This window comes from Streptomyces sp. NPDC041784, from assembly GCF_055591025.1.
The window spans coordinates 315143-336799 of record NZ_JBVJAB010000003.1 but is presented as its reverse complement, the minus strand read 5'-3'; the positions used below and the strand labels follow the sequence as shown (position 1 = coordinate 336799).

The window sequence follows — 21657 nt, the reverse complement described above, 5'->3', positions numbered from 1 at the left end:
GAGGTCGGAGAAGGTCGGAGGAGGTCGGAGGAGGTCGGAGGAGGTCGGAGGAGGTCGGAGGAGGTCGAGTTCGACTGGATCGAACGACTTGACCAAGGGACTGAGTCGATACAATGAGGGCATGGCTCATGTCCCCGCGGCCGAGCGCCGCCCCCAGCTGATCAAAGCGGCCATCGACCTCATGACCCGGGAGGGCGTCGCGGCCGGGAGCACGCGCGCCATCGCCGCCGAGCTGGGCGTCGCCCAGGCCACCGTCCACTACACGTTCGGCACGAAGGAGGAGCTGTACCGCGCCGTCATGGAGCAGCTCACCGAGGACCTGGTCACCCAGGTCGAGCGGGCGGCGCCCGAGCACGCCGGGTTCGAGGAGGCGGTCGCCACACTGGCCGCCGCGCTGTGGCGCACCGTGCGTGAGCAGCCCACCAGCCACCAGCTGCTGACCGAGCTGACGATGTTCGCGCTGCGCACGCCCCACCTGAGCGAGGCCTTGCAGAGCCACTACCGCGGGGTCACCGAGGTGACGACGAAGCTGGTCACCGAGGCCGCCGCACGCACGGGGCACGAGCTAGCCCAGCCGGCGGAGACCATCGCGCGGTTCTTCCTGGCCGCGTTCGACGGGCTGACGATGCAGCACCTGGCGATGCCGGACGAGGCGACCGAACAGGCCCGGCTCCAGGCGCTGGTCTCCGCGGTCGTGGCCTTGGCCGACGGCAAGCTGGAGCTGGTGGCCGTACCGACGGCCTGAGACGGGGACCAGCGGGGCTCCCGGCCGGCGCCCTGACGCCCGGTGCCGCCGGAGATCTTCTCCAGCGGCACCTGGCGTTCTCGGCGACATCAGCTTCGGCACACTGAAAGGCTCACCCCGTTTCCGCGGCGGACGAGGGGGCGAGTCCGCGCTCGGTCAGGGTCTTCGTGCCGGCCACCGTCATCCGGAGCAGGGGCAGCGAGGCGATGAACGTGCCGAGCGCGAGGGCGACGCCGAGCACACCCGCCCCGGCGGCGTCGAGGACGGCACCGACGGCCAGCGGTCCGACGCCGGTGCCCAGCGCGCCCGCTCCGCTGAGGGAGGCCACCAGGCGTCCGGTCGGGTCGATGAGCGCGGCGGCGGCGAGCATCTGTACCAGGACGGCCAGTTGGCAGGTCTGCCACAGGACGGCCGCGACGACGAAGAGCACGGGGTCGTGGGTGAAGATCAGGACCGCCATCGCGAGGGCCTGCCCCGTGACGAAGACGGCCATCGACCGCATGCGCCCGAAGCGCCGCGCGGCCACGGGACCCACCACCGCGCCGACGAGCGCCACGACGCTGGAGACCGCGAGGACGGCCGACACGGCCGAGTGCGACATCCCGGTGTGCTGCCGGCCCAGGACCGATGCGTACGACCATGCCCCCTGGGTGACGGCCCACAGCAGCGCGGTCCCGAGCAGCAGAACCACCGACGGCTTCGCCGCGGATGTGCCGCCCGTAGCGGCGAATCCCGCTCCCGTAGCGGCGGAGCCCGCTCCCGAGGCCGCGGGGCCCGCGGGGCCGTCCGGGAGCCGGCGCACCAGCGGCCAGGCGAGGAGGCAGCACAGGGCCATGAGCAGGAACCCGGTGCCCTCGCCCAGGTCGTGGTTGGCCGCGGGAACGCCCATGATCAGCAGCGCGGTCGCGCCGACCGTGCCGGAGACGGTGACCGCGGACGCCTTGTCGGCGTCGTCGGTCGCGGCGAGCGCCGCCGTGGCCGCCGCGTAGACCGCGCCGAGCCCCGCCCCGAGGACCAGGTTGGCCAGGATCAGGGTGACCGGATCGATGGCCGCCGTCGCCGCCAGGAAGCCGACTCCGGCGACGGCCAGACCGAGGCGGGTCATCCGCACCCGCCCCGGCCGCGCGGCCCGTTCGGCGAGCAGCAGGGTCACCACCGCGGTCGCCATCAGCTGGGTCGCGGCCACGAGTCCGGCGCCGGAGTCCGACAGCCCGAAGCGGGACGCGAAGTCGTCGACGAAGACGGGCATCACGTTCGCCCCGCCGTTGCCGAGGGTGACGCCGGCGATCAGCGCCGTCGCCACGCCGAAGGTCAGGACGGAGCCGCCGCGCGCGTTCACCGGACGCTCCGCTGCGAGGGGTCGGGGACGACAGCCGTTCCCCGGCGGAGCGCCGAGTGTGCAACAAGCATGAGAACCTCACGAGTCAGGGGGCACGGGGCATGCGGTGCGGTGGCCGTCCGCCACCACGCCATGGGCGGTCAGCCGGCCCAGACGTCCTCCACGTAGCGGCCGGACTCGATCAGGGCGGCCAGCCAGGCGGTGGCCTCGGCGTCGCCTCCGCCCGTGTACCTGCGGTGGATCGCCATGAAGGCCTCCCGCACCGCCGGCGCCATGCGACGGCCGTCCCCGCAGACGTGGACGCGTCCGCCGGCCTCCAGCACGGCCCAGACCTCGTCGCTCTCCTGCGCGATGCGGTCCTGCACGAAGCGGGCGCCGTGCTCGGGGGCGCAGCTGTAGGTGGGGCGCATGCTGACGGCTCCGGCGGCCTCGGCCGCCTCGAACTCCGCGCGGTGCAGATAGTCGACGTCGGGGTGGTCGCAGCCGAAGTAGCACAGCAGCACCCCGGTGGAGCCGGTGTGGTGGCGGTCGAGGACCGCGCCGCGGAAGGGCGCCAGGCCGGTTCCGGCGCTGACCAGGACGACGGGCACGGAGTCGTCCTCGGGCAGACGGAAGGCCTCGCTGCAGGGCAGCACCCTGGCCTGGACGGTGTCGCCCGCCGTCACGGTCCGCAGGTGGTGCGAGGCGATGCCGTGGAAGGTGCCCTCGCCGCCGCGGTGGGGTGCGGCGAGCAGCGACACCATCAGGTCCGCCTCGCCGGGTGCCGCCGCGGCGGACGAGGAGATCGAGTAGTGGCGCGGGCGCAGGACCGGCAGCAGTTCCAGGAAGCGTTCGAAGGGCAGCTCGCAGGCGCGGTGGCGCTCCAGCAGATCCAGGACGCTGCGTCCGGCGGCCGTCACCTGCTCGCGGAAGGCCTCCGCGTCCGCCGCGGCGAGTTCGGCCAGAGGGCGCCGCTCGGGCGGGCAGGCGGTGTGCTCGGCGAGCACGGCGACCTGCTCCTGGGTGGCGGGGTCCTGCAGTTCCACGAAGTCGGTCAGCAGGCGCCGTACAGTCAGCGGGCGGTCGACGGGCAGGGTGTTGCGGCTGCGGCGGCGGGCGCGCAGGCGTACGGTGCGGTCCGGGTCGAGCCCGAAGCGGTCGGCCACCCGCTGGACGAGGGCGGCCGGGTTGCTCGGGAGCACGGCCAGGTGATCGCCGGTGCGGTAGGTGACGCCCTCGGGCAGCCGCAGCCTGACAAATCGCTTGGAGCGGCCGAGTTCATGGTCCAGGTCGACGAGTTCGTACGCGTCGAGCACCTCCATCGGCTGGACGCCGTGCCGTGCCGCGAGGCCACCGGTGACGGAGTCGGTCGCGTCCTCCACCACGTACAGGCCGGTCTCCTCGTCGGCGTCCGGCTCCACCGCGGTCGTTTCGGCCGCGGCGCCGTACCGCTCCAGCAGGGAAGTCCACAGGTCTCCCGTCCACCGGTCCACGGTGCCGGCGAAGTCGCCGGACGCGTCCGCGGCGCCGCGCCCCAGCAGTGAGGTGGCGCCCGCCGCGGCCAGCTTCTCGTCGATGAGGGTGGGGACGCGCTGGTAGGTGGCGGCCCAGTTGCGGTCGCCGACGCCGAGAACGGCGTACTCGACGCCGTCGAGCGAACCCGGCTCCAGACCCTCCAGCCAGGTCACGAACGCCGTGGCGTCGTCGGTGGGCCTGCCGTTGTAGGAGGCGGCCACGATCACCACCGGTCCGTCACCGGCGGTCAGCCTGCCCACGGCGTCGTCGAGGGGGGCGACGGACGGGGCGAAGCCGCGCTCGTCGCCGTCCGCCGCCAGATCGCGGGCGATGCCGGCGCAGGTTCCCAGGTTGGAGCCGTGCAGGAGGGTCAGCGTGGTGCCGGTGGCGCGCCGGGCGGCGGGCCGGTCCCGGCCGGCGGGAGCGCCGCTCGCGACGACGGCCGAGGCGGCGGGCCGACGGGGCGGGCGCCGCTCCCCGCCGGTGCGCCGGGCCAGGTCCAGGGTGAAGTCGTCGGGCTTGAGGGTGAGGGACTGCTTGATCTTCAGCTGGTAGTCGGCGTGGTCGATCAGGCGGTAGCGGTGGATCACCAGCGCGAGGACCAGCGTCGCCTCGTGCAGCGCGAACTGGCGGCCGATGCAGGCGCGTTCGCCGTTGCCGAATGGTTTGAACAGATGGACCGGGCGCTGCTCCTCGCGTTCGGGCAGGAACCGGTCGGGGTCGAACAGCTCGACGTTCTCGCCCCAGGCGGGGTCCCGGTGCAGCCGCGGGATGAGCACCTGGATCGACTCGCCCTTGCGCACGGCGTACTTGCCGCCGATGACGGTGTCCTCCAGCGGCTCGACGGCGTACGCGGGAGCCGTGGGCCACAGCCGCAGCCCCTCGTTGAGCACCTGGCGGATGTACGTCAGCTTCCCGATGTCCCCGTAGTCGGGCTCGGGGGCGTCCGCGTCGCCCCACAGCGCGTCGACCTCCGCCTGGGCGCGGGCGAGGACCTCGGGGTGCTTGGTCAGGTAGTACAGGGCGAAGGACAGCGCCCCGCTGGTGGTCTCGTGGCCGGCGATGAGGAACGTGATCGCCTGGTAGCGGATGTTGACGTCGTCCAGGGGCTCGCCCGTCACCGCGTCGAGGGTGTGGAGCATGCGCCCGAGCAGGTCGTCGGTGCTCCGGTCACCGGAGGCCCGCCGCTCCCGGATCACGTCGTCGACCAGGTCCTTCATCAGGGTCACGTCGGTGCGGAACTGCTCGGCCTGCCGCCACTTGAACAGCTCCGTGCCCGGGATGGACTCCCCCTTGGCCTGGGCGAAGCCGAGCGCCCGCGACAGTGCGGTGACGAAGGGGTGGGTCTCCTCGCGGGCGAACGACTCGAAGTCGTAGCCGAAGCCGCACAGGCCGATGGTGTCGAAGGTCAGCCGGGTCATGTCGGCGGCGACGTCCACGGGTTCCGTCCCGGCCGCCCGGTCCCACTTCCCGATCAGCTCCCGGGCGACCCCCAGCATCGTCGCGTGGTAGCCGCGCATCGCGCCGAGGGAGAACGCCGGCATCAGGACGTCGTGCGCCTTGCGCCAGTTGGGCTCGTCGTTGAAGGCCGTGAACAGACCGTCGCCGCCGATCTCGCGGAGGATGACGAGGTCGGCGTGCACGCTCTTACGGAAGCGGCTGTCGTCCGCCAGCTCGGTGACGAGGTCGAGGCCGGAGGCGAAGTTGATCTCGCTGCCGAAGATTCGGATCTTGAACAACGGCCCCAGCTCCTTCGCCTCCTTCATCACGTGGAGCAGGCCGTCCGCACCGCTGGGGATGTCGAACGCGTGGCCGACCAGGGGCAGGGCGGGGCGCTGGGGGATCGGCTCGGTTCCCCGCAGGGTCATATCGGTCATGAGCATGCCTTTCATTCCGCACACCGGCTGTCGACGGCTGTCGCCTGCGGCCACCATACGGCGGACATTGTCACTCGACAATGTCGACCGATTGTGTTGATCGACACGGTCGACCGAAAGAACCGAAGGGGGGCTGGGTGCGTCAGGGGCGTCGACCGGCGGCGAGCGGCAGGTGGCGGTAGGTGGCAGGCGGCGGTGGCGAGCAGCAGGTGGCGACAGGTGGCAGGTGGCAGATGGCAGGTGGCGAGCAACAGGTGGCAGCAGGTGACAGGTGGCGAGCGAACGGGTGGCGAACTGCGGGCACTTGACTCGATCGACCGACCTGTTTAAATGACCTTGTCGGCCGACAAGGTTGCGTCGGTCGCCTCCATCGAGGTCAGTGAAGCGAGGTTCCCGCCATGAACACGATGCTCGCCGGACGGCTCCACCTGGAGAGCCACACGTTCGCCGTCGAAGAGGTGCCCCTGCCGGTGCCCGGCCCCGGGGAGGTCCTGGTCGAGGTCAGGGCCGCCGGGGTGTGCCTGTCCGACGTCCACCTCATCGACGGCAGCCTCACGCCCGCCTTCCCCGTCGACGCGGTCGCGACGGCAGGCGCCGTCACCCTCGGCCACGAGGTCGCGGGCGTCGTCCACATGCCAGGACCGGGGGTGACGGGGACCTGGACACCGGGCACCCGGGTCGTCCTCCAGGCGGGCCAGGCGTGCGGCGGATGCGCCGACTGCCGGCGTCGCTCGGCGTGCCGGCAGCCGTTGACGCGCGGCGTGGACTACGACGGCGGCTGGGCCCAGTACGCCCTGGCCCGCGAGGACACCCTGCTGCCGATCCCGGACGGCCTGCCCTTCGACCAGGCGGCGATCATCCCCGACGCGGTCTCCACCCCGTACGCGGCCATCGTCGAGACCGGCGCGGTCCGCCCGGCGCAGGCGGTCGGCATCTGGGGCGCCGGCGGTCTGGGGGCGCACGGCATCCGGCTGGCCCGGATGGTCGGCGCGGCCCCCGTCATCGCGGTCGACCCGCTGCCCACGGCTCGTGAGCGCGCCCTCGCCTTCGGCGCGGACTTCGCGTTCGACCCGGGCGCGGACGACTTCACCGAGGCCGTGGCCGAGGCCACGGGCGGACGGGGCATCGACGTCGCGTTCGACTTCGCCGGGGTGGGCGCTGCCCGCGCGCAGGCCACCGCCGCGCTGGCACCCGACGGCGTCCTGGTGCTGGCCGGGCTCACCCCGGAGCCGATCGTCGTCGCCGACAGCACGGGGTTCAGCTTCCTGGGCAACCAGATCCGCGGTCACTACGGATCCGGCCCCGAGCACGTCGAGCAGCTCATCGGCCTGACCTCCGCCGGACGCATCGACCTGGCGCCTTCCATCACCGCCCACATCCCCCTGGCGGAGGCGGCCGACGCCGTGGCGCGACTGGAGAGGAAGATCGGCGACCCGATCCGGTTCGTCCTCACACGCTGAGCCCTGAGCCCTGAGTCCTGAGCCCTCAGCCCTCAGCCCTGAGCCCTGAGTCCTGACCCCGGCCCGATCCCGCACCGTCCCGGCTGTCAGAGGGCCTGAAGCGCTTCCGGAACCAGGTCCGCCAGGGACGGGTATCCGTCCACGGCCATGATCAGATCCGCCTCGGCGAGCAGGGACCGCAGGACGTGGACGATGCCGTCCGTGCCGCCCAGTGCGCATCCGTAGGCGTACGGGCGGCCGATGCCCACCGCCGTCGCGCCCAGGGCGAGGGCCTTGACGACGTCGGCGCCGCTGCGGATGCCGGAGTCGAAGAGGACCGGCAGCCCGCCCGCGGCCTCGACGACGGCGGGCAGGGCGTTCAGGGCCGGGAGGCCGCCGTTGGCCTGCCGGCCGCCGTGGTTGGAGCAGTAGATCGCGTCCACTCCCCCGTCCCGGGCGCGTCGGGCGTCCTCGGGGTGGCAGATGCCCTTGACGATCAGCGGGAGGTCGGTGAGCGAGCGCAGCCAGTCCAGGTCCTTCCAGGTGAGCGGGTTGCCGAAGACCTGGGTCCAGTGGAGGATCGCGGCCTGCGGGTCCTCCTCGGGCGTGCGGTTCAGGCCGGCCCGGAAGGCCGGATCGCTGGTGTAGTTCGCCAGGCAGTGGCCGCGCAGCTGCGGGAAGTTCGAGGTCGCCAGGTCGCGCGGGCGCCACCCGGTGATCCACGTGTCGAGCGTGACGACGATGCCCCGGTAGCCGGCGCGCTCGGCACGGTGCACGAGGCTCTCGGCGACGGCCCGGTCGGTGGGGGTGTAGAGCTGGAAGAAGCCCGGCGTGTCACCGAGTTCGTCCGCCACGCTCTCCAGCGGGTCGACGGACAGCGTGGAGGCGATCATCGGGACTCCGGTGCGGGCGGCGGCACGGGCCGTGGCCAGGTCGCCGTGCCCGTCCTGGGCGCACAGGCCGATCACGCCGACGGGCGCGAGGAACACCGGCGAGGGCAGGGTCGTCCCGAACAGGTCGACGGTCAGATCGCGTCGGGCGGCACCGACGAACATGCGCGGGATCAGGCCCCAGCGGGCGAAGGCGGCGACATTGGCCCGCTGGGTTCCCTCGTCGCCCGCGCCGCCGGCGACGTAGGACCACACCGACGGCGGGAGCGCGGCGCGGGCCCTGGCCTCCAGCTCCGCGAAGTCCATGGGGAACGAGGGCAGCACTCCGCCCAGCCCGTTCAGGTAGATCTCGTTCTGGTAGTCGCCGAACGCCATGCGGACACCCCTTCGCATACGGTGCGGTGCTGTATGGCGTCCAGAGTGCGGCACTGGGCGGCCGGGGGCCGATCGATCGCAGGGTTCGGTCGGACCAGGGCCCGTCCACGCAGGATTCGTACGATCGGTCGCTCATGCTCTCCGAAGTGGACCTGGAGCTGATCCACGCCCTCCAGCTCCGCCCCCGTGCCTCCTGGGCCGAGTTGGGCCGCACGCTGGACGTGGACGCGGTCACCGTGGCGCGCCGCTTCGGCCGGCTCGCCGAGCGGGGTGAGGTGTGGGTCGGTGTGTCGCCGGGGCCCGCCCTTCTGGAGGGCCTCTGCATCGCGTACGTCGAGATCGACTGCGTGTCCGGGGCGGCCGCCGCCGTGGCCGACACGCTGAAGGAGCACCCGCATACGGTGACGATCGAGCGCTCCGCGGACACCCACCGGCTCCTCACGACCGTCGCCACCGCCGATGTGGCGGCCATGGCGCACTACACCCTCGACGTCCTGTCGGCCGTCGCGGGCATCGCCGCCGTGCGTTCGCGGCTCGTCACGCACATGTTCACCGAGGGCGGGAGCTGGCAGATCGACGCCCTGGCCCCGGCGCGGCGGGCGCGGCTCGTCCCGCCGTCCGAGCGGACGGGCGGCGACCAAGTCCGGGGACCGCAGGAGATCACGGCGCGCGATCGTGCCCTGCTGGGTCCGCTGTTCCTCGACGGCCGCGCCTCCTACCAGGCGCTCGCGGAGGCGCTGGGCACCAGCGCGCACTCCGTCCGCAGGCGGCTGGACCGGCTGACACGACTCGGTCTGCTCCGCTTCCGCTTCGAGGGTGCGGTCGCGTATGTATTCGCGCTCCATGCCGGACATCGCGGCGAGCACCGTGAACACGATCCCGGAGGGGTCGTGCGAGCCCTTGAGCTCCCCGGTGAGGAACTCCAGGCCGACGTCGCTCGCCTTCAGCTCCTCAGCGAGCATGGCGAGTTCGATGCCACGGCCGAGTCGTTTGCGTTCGTGGACGACGAGGGTGACGGGACGCCGGAGGAACGGATCTCCCCGGCGAGTTTCACGGCGGCCTCCAGCTCGGGGCGCGTGGTGGCGCGAGCGCCGTGTTCGCGCGGACTGGTGCTCGTGCGCAGATCGGTCGGCGTCGCCTGTGGTCAGGTCGTGGTCTCGCCGACGCGGCAGAAGTCGGGGCCCTCCCATTGACGGTGGTCCGGAGCAGGTCAGTGACCAGGCCTGCTCGAGCGCATCTGCCACTGGGTCAGCGCGCCGAAGGCCAGAACGTTGGCTCGGCGGGTGGTGAAGCGCGAGGTCAGGGTCATCACCCAGTTGAATGTGCCGGAGACGACGCTGGGCGGCGGGTTGCGCCGGTCCAGCGTGCGCAGCGCGGTCGTGACCACCTGACTGGGCGTCTGCAGCCGGACACCGCGGGCCATGTCGTCGGAGCCGGCCGCGTCGAAGAACTCGGTGCGGGTCGGACCCGGGGAGAGAGCGAGCACGCGCAGCCCGGTCCCTCGCGATTCCTGCCACAGCGCCTCGGTGAAACTCAGCACGAAGGCCTTGGTCGCCCCGTAGACGGCGGCGTTCGGCCACGGCTGGTACCCGAGGGAGCTGGCGACGTTGACCAGGACACCGGTCAGCTGGCCGATGAACGCCCTGGTGACGTCGACCAGGCTGGCCACGTTCAGGCCGATCTCCTGCTGGACGCGCTCCGCATCCTCCTGGCGGAACGGGCTGTGGGTGCCGAAGCCGGCGTTGTTGACGAGGCTGGTGACGGTGATCCCGCGCCGGGCCACCTCCTCGGCCAGCGCTTCGCCCGCGGCCGGCACGGTGAGGTCGAACGGCACCACCGTGACGGTGACCTGGTACTTCGCGGACAGCTCGTCGGCCAGGGCCTGAAGCCGGTCCGCACGGCGGGCGACCAGCACGAGGTCCGAGCCGCGCTCGGCGAACTGACGGGCGAACTCCGCGCCGAGGCCGGCACTCGCCCCGGTGATCAAGGTGGTCTGGGTGCGGTAGTCGATCTTGTTCATGGCGGTCGGGGACACGGTGCCCTCGCGGGTACCTCTTCCCCTGCTCCTTTCAATCCTTGCGACGGTCGGCGACCGTCATCTGGTGCTCATCTGCTGCCGAGGCGGGCTCGGAGCCCGCTTGGGCGATGGTCGTGACGTTCGAGGTGTCCCCGGTGACGACCTCGGCGGCCCATGCCCGCACCTCGGCCACGCGGCCGTCCTCGCGGTGGATCCACGCGGACCGGCACGTTCTGGGCGCGCAGCCGCTCGGTGACGAGGCGGCCCATGCCGCCGGTGACAGTGACGAGAACGAGGTCGTGATCAGCCATCGGTGGCCTCCTTGCGGAGGCGTGCGCCTCGGCCAGGCCCTGGTCGCTGCACGGGCGGTAGTGCGTCCTGGTGTTCGACGCCGCTCGGGGTGAACACCCTTTCCGCCGATCCTCTGATCGGTCTCGCCGAACGGGCGGCCGCACTTGTGTGGGGGCTGAGGGGCGGCGGGCGCCGGTGCTGCCTCCTTTACCGGAGCAGGAAGTTGAGGAGGGTTTCGGTGCGCTTGCCGAAGGGGGCGCGCAGCAGGCGGGTGGCGTTGAAGCGTCCTTGTACGTGGATGCCCTTGGGGTGGCTGAGCGTGCGGAAGCCTTCGATGCCGTGGTACTTGCCCATCCCGCTGGCGCCGACGCCGCCGAAGGGGAGGTCGTCCTGCGCGACGTGCATGATGGTGCCGTTGACGGTGACGTTGCCTGAGGTCGTGCGGTCGAGGACCTTGCGCCGGTCGGGGCCGTCGTCGCCGAAGTAGTAGAGCGCCAGCGGCCGCGGCCGTGCGTTGACGTAGTCGATGGCGTCGTCGATGTCGCGGTACCCGAAGATCGGCAGAATGGGGCCGAAGATCTCCTCGTGGGCGATGCGCATGTCGTCCGTGACGCCGAGCACGACGGTCGGTGCGAGGGTGTGCGGGCGGCGGGCCGCGTCGCCCGGCCGGTGTCCGACCTCGATGATCCGCGCCCCGTGGGCGCGGGCGTCGTCGATCAGGTCGGTGAGGATCTTGTGCTGCTTGTCGTCGATGATCGAGGTGTAGTCGTCGCTGGTGGGGCCGTCGGGGTAGGCGGTCTTCACCAGTCTGTCGTAGCCGGCTATGAAGGCGTCGATCTCGGATTCGTGCACCAGGGCGTAGTCGGGGGCGATGCAGGTCTGCCCGCCGCTGAGAAGCTTGCCGAAGACGATGTCGGACACGGCCTGGTCCCGGACGTGTCCCTTGGCCACGATGGTCGGGGACTTGCCGCCGAGTTCCAGCGTGACGGGGACGAGGTGGTCGCTGGCCGCCTTCATCACGGCTCGCCCGACCTCGGTGCTGCCGGTGAAGACGAGATGGTCGAACGGCAGGGAGGAGAACGCGGAACCGTCGCCGCTGACCATCGTGACCTGCTCAGGCGGGAAGAGCTCGCTGAGCATCGACGCGAGCACCGCGTTCGTCGCCGGGGTCAGCTTCGACGGCTTGAGCATCACGCGGTTGCCGGCCGCGATCGCGGTGACCACGGGCATCAGCGACAGATTGACCGGATAGTTCCACGGCGAGATGACGCCCACCACGCCCAGCGGCTGGTACTCGATGCGATTGCTGCCGAAACGCAGCGCCAACTCGATGTGGCGGCGGGTCGGGCGCATGAACCGGCGAAGGTTGCGCCGCAGATAGTCGATGCCCTGCACGACGCCCACGAGTTCCATCATCGCGGTCTCGTGTCGCGAGCGATGTCCGAAGTCGGTGTCGATCGCCTCCTCGATGGCGCCGCGCCGGGCGATCAGCGCCGCCTTGAACCTGGTCAGATCGCTGCGCCGCGCCTCCAGGGAGGGCGCTCCGTCGCGGAGGTAGGCGGCGCGCTGAGTCTGGAGGATGTGATGGAAGCGCTCCGCGTCGGTGGGCTGTGCGGTGATGTCGGTGATGGTCATGACGGTGTTCCTCAGCTGTGGGCGTGGGTAAGGGCGACGGGGTGCTGGGGGCGCTGGCGGCGGTCCATCCAGCCCATGAGCCGGACCATCGAGCGGCGCGGCAGGAGCCTTCCGAGGAAAGCGACTGACCGGCCGTTGGTGACCACCGACGGGGGCGCGGATCGGCGGTCGAGGGTGTCGAGGGCGATCTTCACGACCTGCTCGGGGGTTGCCCGCTTCGTGCCGTAGTCGGCGGAGCTGCCGGCGACGTCGTAGAACTCGGTCCGGGTGGCGCCGGGGCATACGGCCAGGACGCGCAGGCCGGTGCCGTGGGTCTCCTCCCACAGCGATTCGGTGAAGTTGAGGACGAAGGCCTTGGTGGCGCCGTAGGCGCTCATGTAGGGGGTCGGCTGGAAGCCCAGCAGGCTCGCGACGTTGATCAGGACGCCGGTGTCGGCGGAGGTCAGCGGGTCGATGTAGGCGCGGCTGAGGTCGACCAGCGCGCTGATGTTCAGCGCGATCATGCTTTGCAGGCGTTCGGGGTCCTCGTCGGTGAACGCGTCGTGGGTGCCGAAGCCGGCGTTGTTGACCAGTCCGGTGGCGTGGATACCGCGGGACTCGAGTTCGGCGCGCAGCGTGCGGCCGGCGTCGGGCCGGCCGAGGTCGCGGGCGACGGCGGTCACGGTGACGCCGTGGGCGCGGGTGAGTTCGGCGGCCAGGATCTCGAGCCTGTCCGCGCGGCGGGCGACCAGCACGAGGTTGGCGCCGCGGCGGGCCAGCTGGCGGGCGAATTCGGCGCCGAGGCCGGAGCTGGCGCCGGTGACGATGACGGTCTGACGGTGGTAGTCGATGTCGCTCATGGCATTCACTCTACGCACGCTTTTGCACTGAGTGCAAGTAGCTGCGTCGCATGAAACGGCGTACCATCAGTGCATGACTCAGAAACCGGCCCCTATCCGGGAACAGACCCGCTCCGTGGTCCGATCACTGCTGGCCCGGACCGCGATCGAGCTGTTCGCCGCCAAGGGCTTCGACAACACGACCCTTGATGAGGTCGCCGCCGCCGCGGGCGTCTCACGGCGGACCCTGTTCAATTACTTCCGCAACAAGGAAGACCTCGCGCTCAGCGGCCTGGACGAACAGGGCGAACTGATCGCCGCGCGCCTCGCCGAGCGCCCGGCCGACGAGGATGCCTGGGCGGCGCTGCGCGCGGCGTTCCAGGTGCTCGAGGAGATCGACATAACAGCCGAAGGGCGCCTGGAGTTCATCACGCTGCTGTTCGGCAACGACTCCCTACGCGCCGGACACACCGAGAAGCAAGCCCGCTGGCAGGACCTGTTCGCACCGCAGATCGAGCCGCGACTGCCCGACTCCGACCGCCGCACCCTGCAAGCCCGCGCGATCGCAGCCGCAGCGATCGTCTGCCTGCAGGCAGCCAACGAGGAATGGGTACGCCTGGGCGGAAAGGTCGATCTGTTCGACCTCTACGACACCGCCGTACAGGCCATCCACCGCCCCACCTGAAACCGGCCGCATCCAGCACCACCACGCTCGCCGGCGTAGGGACCACGGCCCGAACCGCCTGACCGCGTCAGCAAGACCGAACAATCCGGCCTGGGTGCCGTAAAAGTTGACGTTGGCGTGGCGGCTGGGCCAGATGTGTGCCAGCAGGTCGTCATCAACGGGTCGGCCGGCCCGGCGCAGCGCGGTGACTGCGAGGCCGTAGTACTCGGTGGTCCAGGTGACGATCGCGGTGGTGGCCGGCGTCAGGCACCACATCTGCTCGGTTGCTGCTCGCAGTGCCGGCGCCGGACCCGCACCCTCGCCGACGTAGGCGAGTTCCCGGCGCAGGACGTGCAGGTTCTCGCCCTTGTTCAGCTGCCGGGCGATTCGCCGCCGGTACGACTCGTCGGCCAGATACCGGGCCGCGTCCACGGCAAGACTCCCGCCGCCGCTCAAGAAAGCGGGCCAGCCGACGACGGGTAGTCCTTCATCGTGTTTCCGTGCTCGGTCGGTCGGTGGCGTCCGCCAGGGTGCGGGGTCGAGGCACCGTGAGCCCCAGGTCGAGGCGCTTGTCCATGTCCAAGCGGAAGGTACCGAACGGGTTGACGTTCGACCAGAACAGCGCGGTCAGGCCGCGCTGGTCCTCTTCGACCTCCTCGGGCGTGAACTGACCAACAGCGGCACTCCGTTAGCCGTACCGGTGATCATCAAAAGATTGACCTACGCTCTGACCAGCCCTTTTATCGAATCCCTTCCGCCTGACAGAAGCCGCCTTGCGCAGCGGCCGTCGCCGTCACGACGCTGATCCCAACCACGGCACGCGGGGCGACGGCGCCCCGCTCTCAGGGACGGGAACGCCATGCCTCACACGACCGCCTTCGCCAGGAACCAGTGGTACGTCGCCGCCTACAGCCACGAGGTCGGTCGGGAGGAGCTGCTCGGGCGGACGATCCTCGGTGAGCCGCTCGTCTTCTACCGGACGGAGGAGGACGGGACGCCGGTCGCGCTGCACGACCGGTGTGTGCACCGCAGGTTCCCGCTCTCCGAGAGCCGGCTCGACGGAGACCGGATCGTGTGCGGCTACCACGGCTTCACGTACGACACCACCGGCGCCTGCGTGTACGTGCCGGGGCAGAAACGCGTCCCGCGCACCGCCCGCGTCGCCTCCTACCCGGTGGTCGAGCAGGACTCCCTGGTGTGGGTGTGGATCGGCGACCCGGCGCTCGCCGACCCGCGGTCCGTCCCGCGCGCCCGCCACCTCGACTCCCCGGGCTGGACCACCGTCCGGGGCATGGAGCCGATCGACGCCGACTACGGTCTGCTCGTCGACAACCTCCTCGACCTCTCCCACGAGACATATCTGCATGGCGGTTACATCGGCACCCCGGAGGTCGCGGAGACGCCGATCACGACGGAGGTCGACGAGGGCGCCGGGATCGTCCGGGTGAGCCGGCACATGGACGACGCCGAGTGCCCGCCGTTCTACGCCCGTTCGACCGGGATCGAGGGGCGGATCACCCGCTGGCAGGACATCGAGTACCACGCCCCGTGCCTGTACCTGCTGCACAGCCGGATCGCGCCGGTGGGCGTGCTGCCGGAGGCCGACGGCAGCGACCCGAACGGCTTCCACACCGAGATCACGTACGCGATCACGCCGTCCTCCGACGGCAAGGTGTACGACTTCTGGATGGTCTCCCGGGACTGGGCGACGGACGACGACGAGGTCACCGAGTTCCTGCGGGGCAACAACCACACCGTCGTCATGCAGGACGTCGACGCGCTCAACCTGCTCCAGAAGACCCTCGGCACCGAGCGCACCGGCTACCAGGAGCTGAGCATCAACATCGACACCGGCGGTCTGGCGGCCCGCCGGATCCTCGCCCGGCTGGTCGAGGAGGGCGACAAGCCCGTGGAGAAGGTCCTGTGAGCGGCGGCCCCACCGGCGAGATCTACCGCATCGACTGGCTGCCGGGTACCGATGTGCTGCACGGCACCTGTCACTGCGGCGCCGAGCGGACCGCCCAGGACCCGGTCGAGATGTGGGAGTGGATGCTCGGCCACCCCGAAGGACACGAGCCCCCGGGAAGCACCTCATGAGCGACGACGTGTACGAGGCCGAACTCGTCGTCGAGCGACGGGAGTCGGTCGCCGACGGCGTGCTCGCCCTCACCCTGCGCCACCCACTGGGCGAGCCGCTGCCGGCCTGGGAGCCGGGCGCGCACGTCGACCTGCTCCTCGGGCCGGGGCTGGAGCGCCAGTACTCGCTGTGCGGCGACCCGGCGGACCGTACGGCGTGGCGGGTGGCGGTGCTGCGGGAGCCTGACGGCCGGGGCGGATCGGCCCATGTGCACGAGCAGGTGGGCCAGGGCGACAAGGTGCGGGTGCGCGGCCCGCGCAACCACTTCGCCCTGCGCCCGGCCGCGCGCTACCGCTTCATCGCGGGCGGGATCGGGATCACTCCCGTGCTGCCGATGCTGGCGGCGGCCGAGGCGGCGGGCGCCGAGTGGACCCTGCTGTACGGCGGCCGTACGCGTGACTCCATGGCGTTCACCGGGGAGTTGGCGCGCTACGGCGATCGGGTCACCGTGGCCCCGCAGGACGAGTCGGGTCTGCTCGACCTCGGGTCGGTGCTGGACGCGCTGCCCGAGGGGACCCTGGTCTACTGCTGCGGTCCGGGCCCGCTGCTCGACGCGGTGGAGGAGCGCTGTCCGGCCGGTGCGCTGCACATGGAGCGGTTCCGGCCGAGGGAGCGGCCGGCGGGCGAGGACGGGGAGTTCGAGGTGGAGCTGGAGCGCAGCGGGCTGACGCTGACCGTGGCGCCGGGCGTCTCCGTGCTGGACATCGTGCGGGCCGCCGGGGTCGAGGTGCTGTACTCCTGCGCCGAGGGCACCTGCGGCACCTGTGAGACGGACGTGCTCGACGGCACTCCGGAACACCGGGACTCCGTGCTCAGTCCCGAGGAGCGGGAGGCCGGGGAGACGATGATGATCTGTGTGTCCCGGTGCCGGGGGCGGCGGCTGGTCCTGGATCTGTGATCCGCAGGTCCGCCTCGATCCGGGCCACCGCGGCCAGCAGGGGCGGCAGGAGATCCCGGTGGACCGACTCCACCGACGTACGGCCGGCGTGCACCGCGATGTTCACGCCGGCCACCACCGCGGCGCCCCGGTCCCGCACCGGGGCGGCGACCGAGCGCAGCCCCTCCTCCAGTTCCTGGTCGACCAGGGCGTACCCCTGCCGCCGTACGCGCAGGATTTCCGATCGCACATCCTCGGGCGTGGCCAGGGTCCGGGCGGTGTAGGGGCGCGGCTCGGTCCGGGCGAGCCGGGTGTCGAGTTCCGCGTCCGGGAGGCCGGCGAGCATCACCCGGCCGACCGAGGTGACGTGGGCGGGGAAGCGGGTGCCGACGGTGATCGTGGCGGACATGATGCGCCGGGTCGGCACCCGGGCGACGTACACGATGTCGTCGCCGTCGAGGACACAGAGCGAGGACGACTCCTTCACGTCCGCGACGAGTTGCTCCAGGTGCGGCTGGGCGAGCTGGGGGAGCGTCAGGCCGGCGAGGTAGGCGTAGCCGAGTTCCAGGACGCGCGGGGTGAGGCGGAAGTGACGGCCGTCGGAGTGGACGTATCCGAGGTCGGCGAGGGTGAGCAGCAGCCGGCGGGCGGCGGCGCGGGTGAGGTCGCAGGCGCGGGCGACGTCGCTGAGGGTGCGGGCGGGGTGGTCGGCGTCGAAGCAGCGGATGACCGCGAGCCCCCGTTCGAACGACCTGACGAAGTGCGGTGCGCGGGGTGCGGTGGTCATCGCCGTCTCCTCACTGCCGACCCTGGGAAAACTGTCAACAATTTCGTCAGCCAAACCCATTGACCCCGATACGGGGCCGGTTCTACGTTCCCTGCACGCCAGTTGAGCACTACTGTGCGGTGTGCGCACAGCCTGTCGGAACACCGTTGTTACTGCACAGGAGGAGCCATGCGTCGTCTGCTCGCCGGTCTCGCGGCCGGCACCTTCCTGCTCGCCACGGCGGCCTGTGGCTCGTCCGACGACTCCGGTTCGTCCGGCGGGAGTTCGTCGTCCGGGGGCGTCACGACCGTCAAACTCGGCCTCATCCCCATCGTCGACGTCGCGCCCGTCTATCTCGGAGTGAAGCAGGGCTTCTACGAGAAGCACGGGCTGAAGCTGTCCATCACCACCGCGCAGGGCGGTGCGGCGATCGTGCCGGGTGTGGTCAGCGGCCAGTTCCAGTTCGGCTTCAGCAACATGACCTCCCTGATGGTCGCCCAGTCCAACAAGGTTCCCGTGCAGGCCGTTTCGAACGGCATCGCGTCGACGGGCGTGGCGGGCAAGGACTTCGGGGCGATCACGGTGAAGAAGGGCAGCCCCCTGAAGTCCGCGAAGGACCTGGAGGGCAAGAAGGTCGCCATCAACACCCTGAAGAACATCAACGAGACGGCGGTCCGGGAGTCGGTGCGCAAGGCGGGCGGCGACCCGGACAAGGTGAACTTCGTGGAGCTGGCCTTCGACCAGATGCCGGCCGCGCTCGACAGCGGGCAGATCGACGCCGCGATGGTGGTCGAGCCGGCGCTGGCCACCGTCAAGAGCCAGGGCGGTGCGGAGATCGCCTCCCCGTTGGTGGACGTGGCGCCGAACCTCACCGTCGCCATGTACTTCACCTCGACGCAGTACGCGCAGGCGAACCCGGACGTGGTGAAGAGGTTCCAGGAGGCCACGGCCGAGTCCCTCGCCTACGCCGACTCCCATCCGGACGAGGTCCGGCAGATCGTCACCTCGTACACCAAGATCCCCGTGTCGGTGCTGGACCAGGTGACCCTGCCCAAGTGGCCCGCCGAGGCGAACCGTTCGTCCATCGAGGCGCTGGAGAAGCTCGGTGACCAGGACGGTCTCTTCAAGACGGCCCCGGACCTGGACAAGCTGCTGCCGTGAAGGGCGAGAACATCGCACTCGGAGCGGCCGGGCTCGCGGCCTTCCTCGCCCTGGGCGAGGCGGTGCCGCGGCTCGGCGTGGTCAAGGAGGCCTACTTCCCGCCGAGCAGCCGGATCGCCGGGGCGCTCGGCGACGAACTCGCCGACCCCGCCTTCTGGACGGCGCTCGGCGACACCCTCACCGGCTGGGCGATCGGGCTGGCGATCGCGGTAGGCGCGGGCATCGTGGCGGGCGTCCTCCTCTCGGTCGTCCCCCATCTGCGCGAGGCCACGGCCTCCACGATCGAGTTCCTCCGTCCGATCCCGTCGGTCGCCCTGATCCCCCTGGCCGTCCTGCTCTACGGCACCGAACTGCGCTCGGTCCTCCTGCTCGTCGTCTACGCCTCCTTCTGGCAGGTCCTCATCCAGGTCCTGTACGGCGTCCAGGACGTGGACCCGGTCGCCGAGGAGACGGCGCGGTCGTACGGTCTCGGCACCTGGGCGCGGATCCGGCACGTGCTGTGGCCGACCGCGCTGCCGTACGTCATGACCGGGGTGCGGCTCGCGGCGGCGGTCGCGCTGATCCTCGCCATCACCGCCGAACTCGTCATCGGCGCACCGGGGCTGGGCGCCCGGATCGCGGTCGCGCAGACCTCGCAGGCGGTGCCGGAGATGTACGCGCTGATCGTGGTCACCGGGGTGCTCGGGCTGCTGATCAACGTGGGCGCGCGGACGGTGGAGCGGTGGGCGCTCGCCTGGCACCAGTCGGTGCGCGGGGAGGTGGCGGTGTGAGGCGTCTGCTGCGGCGGCTGCGGTACGCGGTCGCCCTGCCCGCCACCCTGGTCACGCTGTGGTGGCTGGCGTCCGACGGCAGCACCGACGTGTACTGGCCGCCGCTGCGCACCATCCTGGAGGCGTTCCCGGACGTGTGGACGGCCGAGCGGCTGCGCACGGACGTCCGGCCGAGCGTGCTGCGGCTCACGGGCGGCTACGCGGCGGCGGCCGTCGTGGGGATCGCGCTGGGCACGGTCATCGGGTCGTACCGCAGGGTGCGGGCGGTGTGCGAGCCGGTGCTGGAGTTCCTGCGGGCCGTGCCGCCGCCCGTACAGGTCCCGGTGATCATGCTGTTCGCGGGCATCGGCGACACCATGAAGGTCGTGGTCATCGCGAGCGGCTGTGTGTGGCCGATCCTGCTCAACACGGTCGAGGGCGTCCGTGCGGTGGACCCGGTGATGGCGGAGACCGCCCGTTCGTACGGCGTCACGGGCGTCGCCCGGCTGAAGGACCTCGTGCTGCCGGCGGCGAGCCCGCAGATCTTCGCGGGGCTGCGGCAGGCGCTGTCGATCGGGATCATCCTGATGGTCATCAGCGAGATGTTCGCCGCGAGCAACGGGCTGGGCTTCACCATCGTGCAGTTCCAACGGGGTTTCGCCATCCCCGACATGTGGACCGGGATCCTGCTGCTCGGTCTGCTCGGCTTCGTCCTGTCGGTCCTCTTCCAGCTGGTCGAGCGGCGGGTGCTCGGCTGGTACCACGGACTGCGCGCGTCCAGTCGGCGGTCCCCATGACCCCTGTGCCCCTCGCGAAAGGGCGGTCCATGCACGCGCTTCTTGACGTATCCGGCCTGCGGAAGGTCTACGAGGGATCCGGGCGCCGGGTCGAGGCGGTGCGCGACCTGACCTTCACCGTCGACGAGGGGGAACTCGTCTGTCTCGTCGGCCCGTCGGGCTGCGGCAAGACGACCCTGCTGAAGTGCATGGGCGGACTGCTCGCCCCGACCTCCGGCGAAGTGCTCCTGGAGGGACGGCGGGTGACCGGCCCGCCGCCCGGGATGGCGCTGGTGTTCCAGGAGTACGGGCGCAGCCTCTTCCCGTGGAAGCGGGTCGGCGAGAACGTCGAACTGCCGTTGCGGCAGAAGGGGTTGGACCGGGCGCGGCGGCGGGAGCTGGTCGCCGACGCGCTGCGGTCGGTGGGGCTCGCGGATGCGGCGGGCGCCTATCCGTGGCAGCTGTCCGGCGGTATGCAGCAGCGGGTGGCGATCGCCCGGGCGCTCGCCTACGAGCCCCGGGTGCTGCTGATGGACGAGCCGTTCGCGGCCGTGGACGCGCAGACCCGCGCCGATCTGGAGGACCTGGTGCGGGGGCTGTGGCGGGAGCGCGGCATCACGATCCTCTTCGTCACGCACGATATCGACGAGGCCGTCTACCTGGGCGAGCGGGTGCTCGTCCTGTCCGCCTCCCCGACCGTCGTCCAGGAACAGCTGAAGATCGATCTGCCGGACGACCGCGACCAGTTGCACACCCGGGTGGCCCCACGCTTCGCCGAACTGCGCACCCACGTGTACGAGCAGATCCAGGCGGCGAAGCGCGGGACACCCCGGGACGAACAGCGGGACGAACCCCGGGACAAACAGTAGGGACGAACCGAGGGACGAGCCGCCGACCGAGGCGCCGTCGGCGACCTGAACGCCGACGGTGCCCGGTCAGGACCTGGGGGCGGGGACCACGGTCAGATGGCTCGCGGTACGGCGCGCGGTGCGGGTCCTGCGGGGGGCGGGTGCGGGGCGGGGCTCACGGAGGATCATCGTCAGCCGGGTGTAGCCCATGTCCTGGAGGGTCCTCGGGGTGTCGCCCACGATCCGGCACTCGGTGACGCCCCGGCGCGGGTCGGGGTGCAGGAGCGGGCGGATCGCCCCGTCGTGCTCCACGGCGCCCTCGCCGACCGCGCGGATCCAGTGCGGCAGACCCTGCCGGTAGGCGGCCTCCATGAGGGGGTCCTGGGCGATGTCACGGCGGATCGACTGGAGGCCGTGGTCGTGGCCGTGGCGCTCCAGCGCCGCGGCGAAGCAGGCGAGCATCGGCAGGCACCAGCTGGACTCGTGGTCGCCGAGCAGCGTGGACGCGTCGGGGTGGAAGAGGACGAACCGCAGGAAGTTGTCGCCCGGCAGCGCCGTCGGATGCGGACTCACACCCCGGAAAAGTGTCTCGAATGCGGTGTTGGCCAGGACCACGTCCCAGCGGTGGTCCAGCACGACGGACGGGAAGGGCACGGCCTCGAGGTACCCGGCGTAGTCCTGGAGGTAGGCCTGCGCCTCGAGACTCTCGGGGACGGGCCGCGGCGCGGACCGCTGCCCTCCTGCCTGATACGCCATCGG

19 protein-coding genes and 3 pseudogenes are annotated in these 21657 nt (G+C 71.3%); 11 read left to right on the top strand and 11 right to left on the bottom strand.

The genetic code is table 11. The features are described from left to right. Positions 1–121 precede the first annotated feature (121 nt). Positions 122–745 carry a TetR/AcrR family transcriptional regulator gene (locus ACZ6D7_RS08205; RefSeq protein ID WP_469485319.1) on the top strand — a complete coding sequence of 208 codons (624 nt, stop codon included), beginning with the start codon at positions 122–124 and terminating at the stop codon, positions 743–745. A gap of 112 nt (positions 746–857) precedes the next feature. On the opposite strand, the gene ACZ6D7_RS08200 is transcribed toward ACZ6D7_RS08205, so the two are convergent. Further along, positions 858–2084, bottom strand: a complete 1227-nt coding sequence (locus ACZ6D7_RS08200; protein ID WP_469485316.1) for an MFS transporter — start codon at positions 2082–2084, stop codon at positions 858–860. 140 nt (positions 2085–2224) lie between these two features. Next, complete coding sequence (locus tag ACZ6D7_RS08195) at positions 2225–5455, bottom strand: cytochrome P450 (protein WP_469485313.1); 3231 nt, start codon at positions 5453–5455, stop codon at positions 2225–2227. A gap of 398 nt (positions 5456–5853) precedes the next feature. Between ACZ6D7_RS08195 and ACZ6D7_RS08190 the strand changes: the two genes are divergently transcribed. After that, positions 5854–6915 carry a zinc-binding dehydrogenase gene (locus tag ACZ6D7_RS08190; RefSeq protein WP_469485310.1) on the top strand — a complete coding sequence of 354 codons (1062 nt, stop codon included), beginning with the start codon at positions 5854–5856 and terminating at the stop codon, positions 6913–6915. A gap of 86 nt (positions 6916–7001) precedes the next feature. Here the strand turns inward: ACZ6D7_RS08190 and ACZ6D7_RS08185 are convergent, their stop codons facing one another. Then, complete coding sequence (locus tag ACZ6D7_RS08185) at positions 7002–8159, bottom strand: alpha-hydroxy-acid oxidizing protein (protein ID WP_469485308.1); 1158 nt, start codon at positions 8157–8159, stop codon at positions 7002–7004. A 134-nt stretch (positions 8160–8293) separates the two neighbouring features. On the opposite strand from ACZ6D7_RS08185, the pseudogene ACZ6D7_RS08180 reads away from it, so the two are divergent. Then, positions 8294–8947 (top strand): annotated as a pseudogene (locus tag ACZ6D7_RS08180) (AsnC family transcriptional regulator); the annotation flags it as partial. 66 nt (positions 8948–9013) lie between these two features. Here ACZ6D7_RS08180 and ACZ6D7_RS08175 read toward each other — a convergent pair. The 5 genes and pseudogenes from ACZ6D7_RS08175 to ACZ6D7_RS08155 all read right to left on the bottom strand — a co-directional run. Next, a pseudogene (locus tag ACZ6D7_RS08175) lies at positions 9014–9121 on the bottom strand (recombinase family protein); the annotation flags it as partial. 248 nt (positions 9122–9369) lie between these two features. Further along, entirely contained in the window at positions 9370–10179 is an 810-nt protein-coding gene (locus tag ACZ6D7_RS08170) for an SDR family NAD(P)-dependent oxidoreductase (RefSeq protein ID WP_469485305.1), read from the bottom strand. 49 nt (positions 10180–10228) lie between these two features. Then, positions 10229–10369 (bottom strand): hypothetical protein, encoded by a 141-nt coding sequence (locus ACZ6D7_RS08165; protein ID WP_469485301.1) that lies wholly within the window; start codon positions 10367–10369, stop codon positions 10229–10231. 305 nt (positions 10370–10674) lie between these two features. Then, positions 10675–12102, bottom strand: a complete 1428-nt coding sequence (locus tag ACZ6D7_RS08160; protein ID WP_469485299.1) for a coniferyl aldehyde dehydrogenase — start codon at positions 12100–12102, stop codon at positions 10675–10677. Positions 12103–12113: 11 nt separating this feature from the next. Beyond that, positions 12114–12941: an SDR family NAD(P)-dependent oxidoreductase gene (locus ACZ6D7_RS08155; RefSeq protein ID WP_469485294.1), complete on the bottom strand. Its 828-nt coding sequence runs from the start codon at positions 12939–12941 to the stop codon at positions 12114–12116. Positions 12942–13014: 73 nt separating this feature from the next. Between ACZ6D7_RS08155 and ACZ6D7_RS08150 the strand changes: the two genes are divergently transcribed. Then, the gene (locus ACZ6D7_RS08150; protein WP_469485291.1) at positions 13015–13605 is read left to right on the top strand and encodes a TetR family transcriptional regulator; all 591 of its coding nucleotides are present in this window, start codon (positions 13015–13017) and stop codon (positions 13603–13605) included. 105 nt (positions 13606–13710) lie between these two features. On the opposite strand, the pseudogene ACZ6D7_RS08145 reads toward ACZ6D7_RS08150, so the two are convergent. Next, positions 13711–14016: pseudogene (locus tag ACZ6D7_RS08145) on the bottom strand (Tn3 family transposase); the annotation flags it as partial. A gap of 427 nt (positions 14017–14443) precedes the next feature. Between ACZ6D7_RS08145 and ACZ6D7_RS08140 the strand changes: the two are divergent. The 3 genes from ACZ6D7_RS08140 to ACZ6D7_RS08130 are packed head-to-tail and all read left to right on the top strand — an operon-like array spanning position 14444 to position 16619. Continuing rightward, positions 14444–15511 (top strand): aromatic ring-hydroxylating dioxygenase subunit alpha, encoded by a 1068-nt coding sequence (locus ACZ6D7_RS08140; protein WP_469485288.1) that lies wholly within the window; start codon positions 14444–14446, stop codon positions 15509–15511. Further along, on the top strand, positions 15508–15681 hold the full coding sequence (locus tag ACZ6D7_RS08135; RefSeq protein ID WP_469485285.1) for a hypothetical protein: 174 nt from the start codon (positions 15508–15510) through the stop codon (positions 15679–15681). The genes ACZ6D7_RS08140 and ACZ6D7_RS08135 overlap by 4 nt, the downstream gene beginning before the upstream one ends. Next, positions 15678–16619 (top strand): PDR/VanB family oxidoreductase, encoded by a 942-nt coding sequence (locus ACZ6D7_RS08130; protein WP_469485282.1) that lies wholly within the window; start codon positions 15678–15680, stop codon positions 16617–16619. The genes ACZ6D7_RS08135 and ACZ6D7_RS08130 overlap by 4 nt, the downstream gene beginning before the upstream one ends. Here ACZ6D7_RS08130 and ACZ6D7_RS08125 read toward each other — a convergent pair. Beyond that, entirely contained in the window at positions 16534–17385 is an 852-nt protein-coding gene (locus ACZ6D7_RS08125; RefSeq protein WP_469485279.1) for an IclR family transcriptional regulator domain-containing protein, read from the bottom strand. The genes ACZ6D7_RS08130 and ACZ6D7_RS08125 overlap by 86 nt on opposite strands. Before the next feature lie 168 nt (positions 17386–17553). On the opposite strand from ACZ6D7_RS08125, the gene ACZ6D7_RS08120 reads away from it, so the two are divergent. The 4 genes from ACZ6D7_RS08120 to ACZ6D7_RS08105 are packed head-to-tail and all read left to right on the top strand — an operon-like array spanning position 17554 to position 20919. Next, complete coding sequence (locus ACZ6D7_RS08120) at positions 17554–18525, top strand: ABC transporter substrate-binding protein (protein WP_469485276.1); 972 nt, start codon at positions 17554–17556, stop codon at positions 18523–18525. Then, positions 18522–19295, top strand: a complete 774-nt coding sequence (locus tag ACZ6D7_RS08115) for an ABC transporter permease (RefSeq protein WP_469485274.1) — start codon at positions 18522–18524, stop codon at positions 19293–19295. Before ACZ6D7_RS08120 ends, ACZ6D7_RS08115 begins: the two co-directional genes overlap by 4 nt. Further along, complete coding sequence (locus ACZ6D7_RS08110) at positions 19292–20071, top strand: ABC transporter permease (RefSeq protein ID WP_469485272.1); 780 nt, start codon at positions 19292–19294, stop codon at positions 20069–20071. Before ACZ6D7_RS08115 ends, ACZ6D7_RS08110 begins: the two co-directional genes overlap by 4 nt. 29 nt (positions 20072–20100) lie before the next feature. Then, a complete protein-coding gene (locus ACZ6D7_RS08105; RefSeq protein ID WP_469485268.1) occupies positions 20101–20919 on the top strand; it encodes an ABC transporter ATP-binding protein in 819 nt (272 codons plus the stop codon). A 66-nt stretch (positions 20920–20985) separates the two neighbouring features. On the opposite strand, the gene ACZ6D7_RS08100 is transcribed toward ACZ6D7_RS08105, so the two are convergent. Then, on the bottom strand, positions 20986–21654 hold the full coding sequence (locus ACZ6D7_RS08100) for an MmyB family transcriptional regulator (RefSeq protein WP_469485265.1): 669 nt from the start codon (positions 21652–21654) through the stop codon (positions 20986–20988). Between the last annotated feature and the right edge of the window lie 3 nt (positions 21655–21657).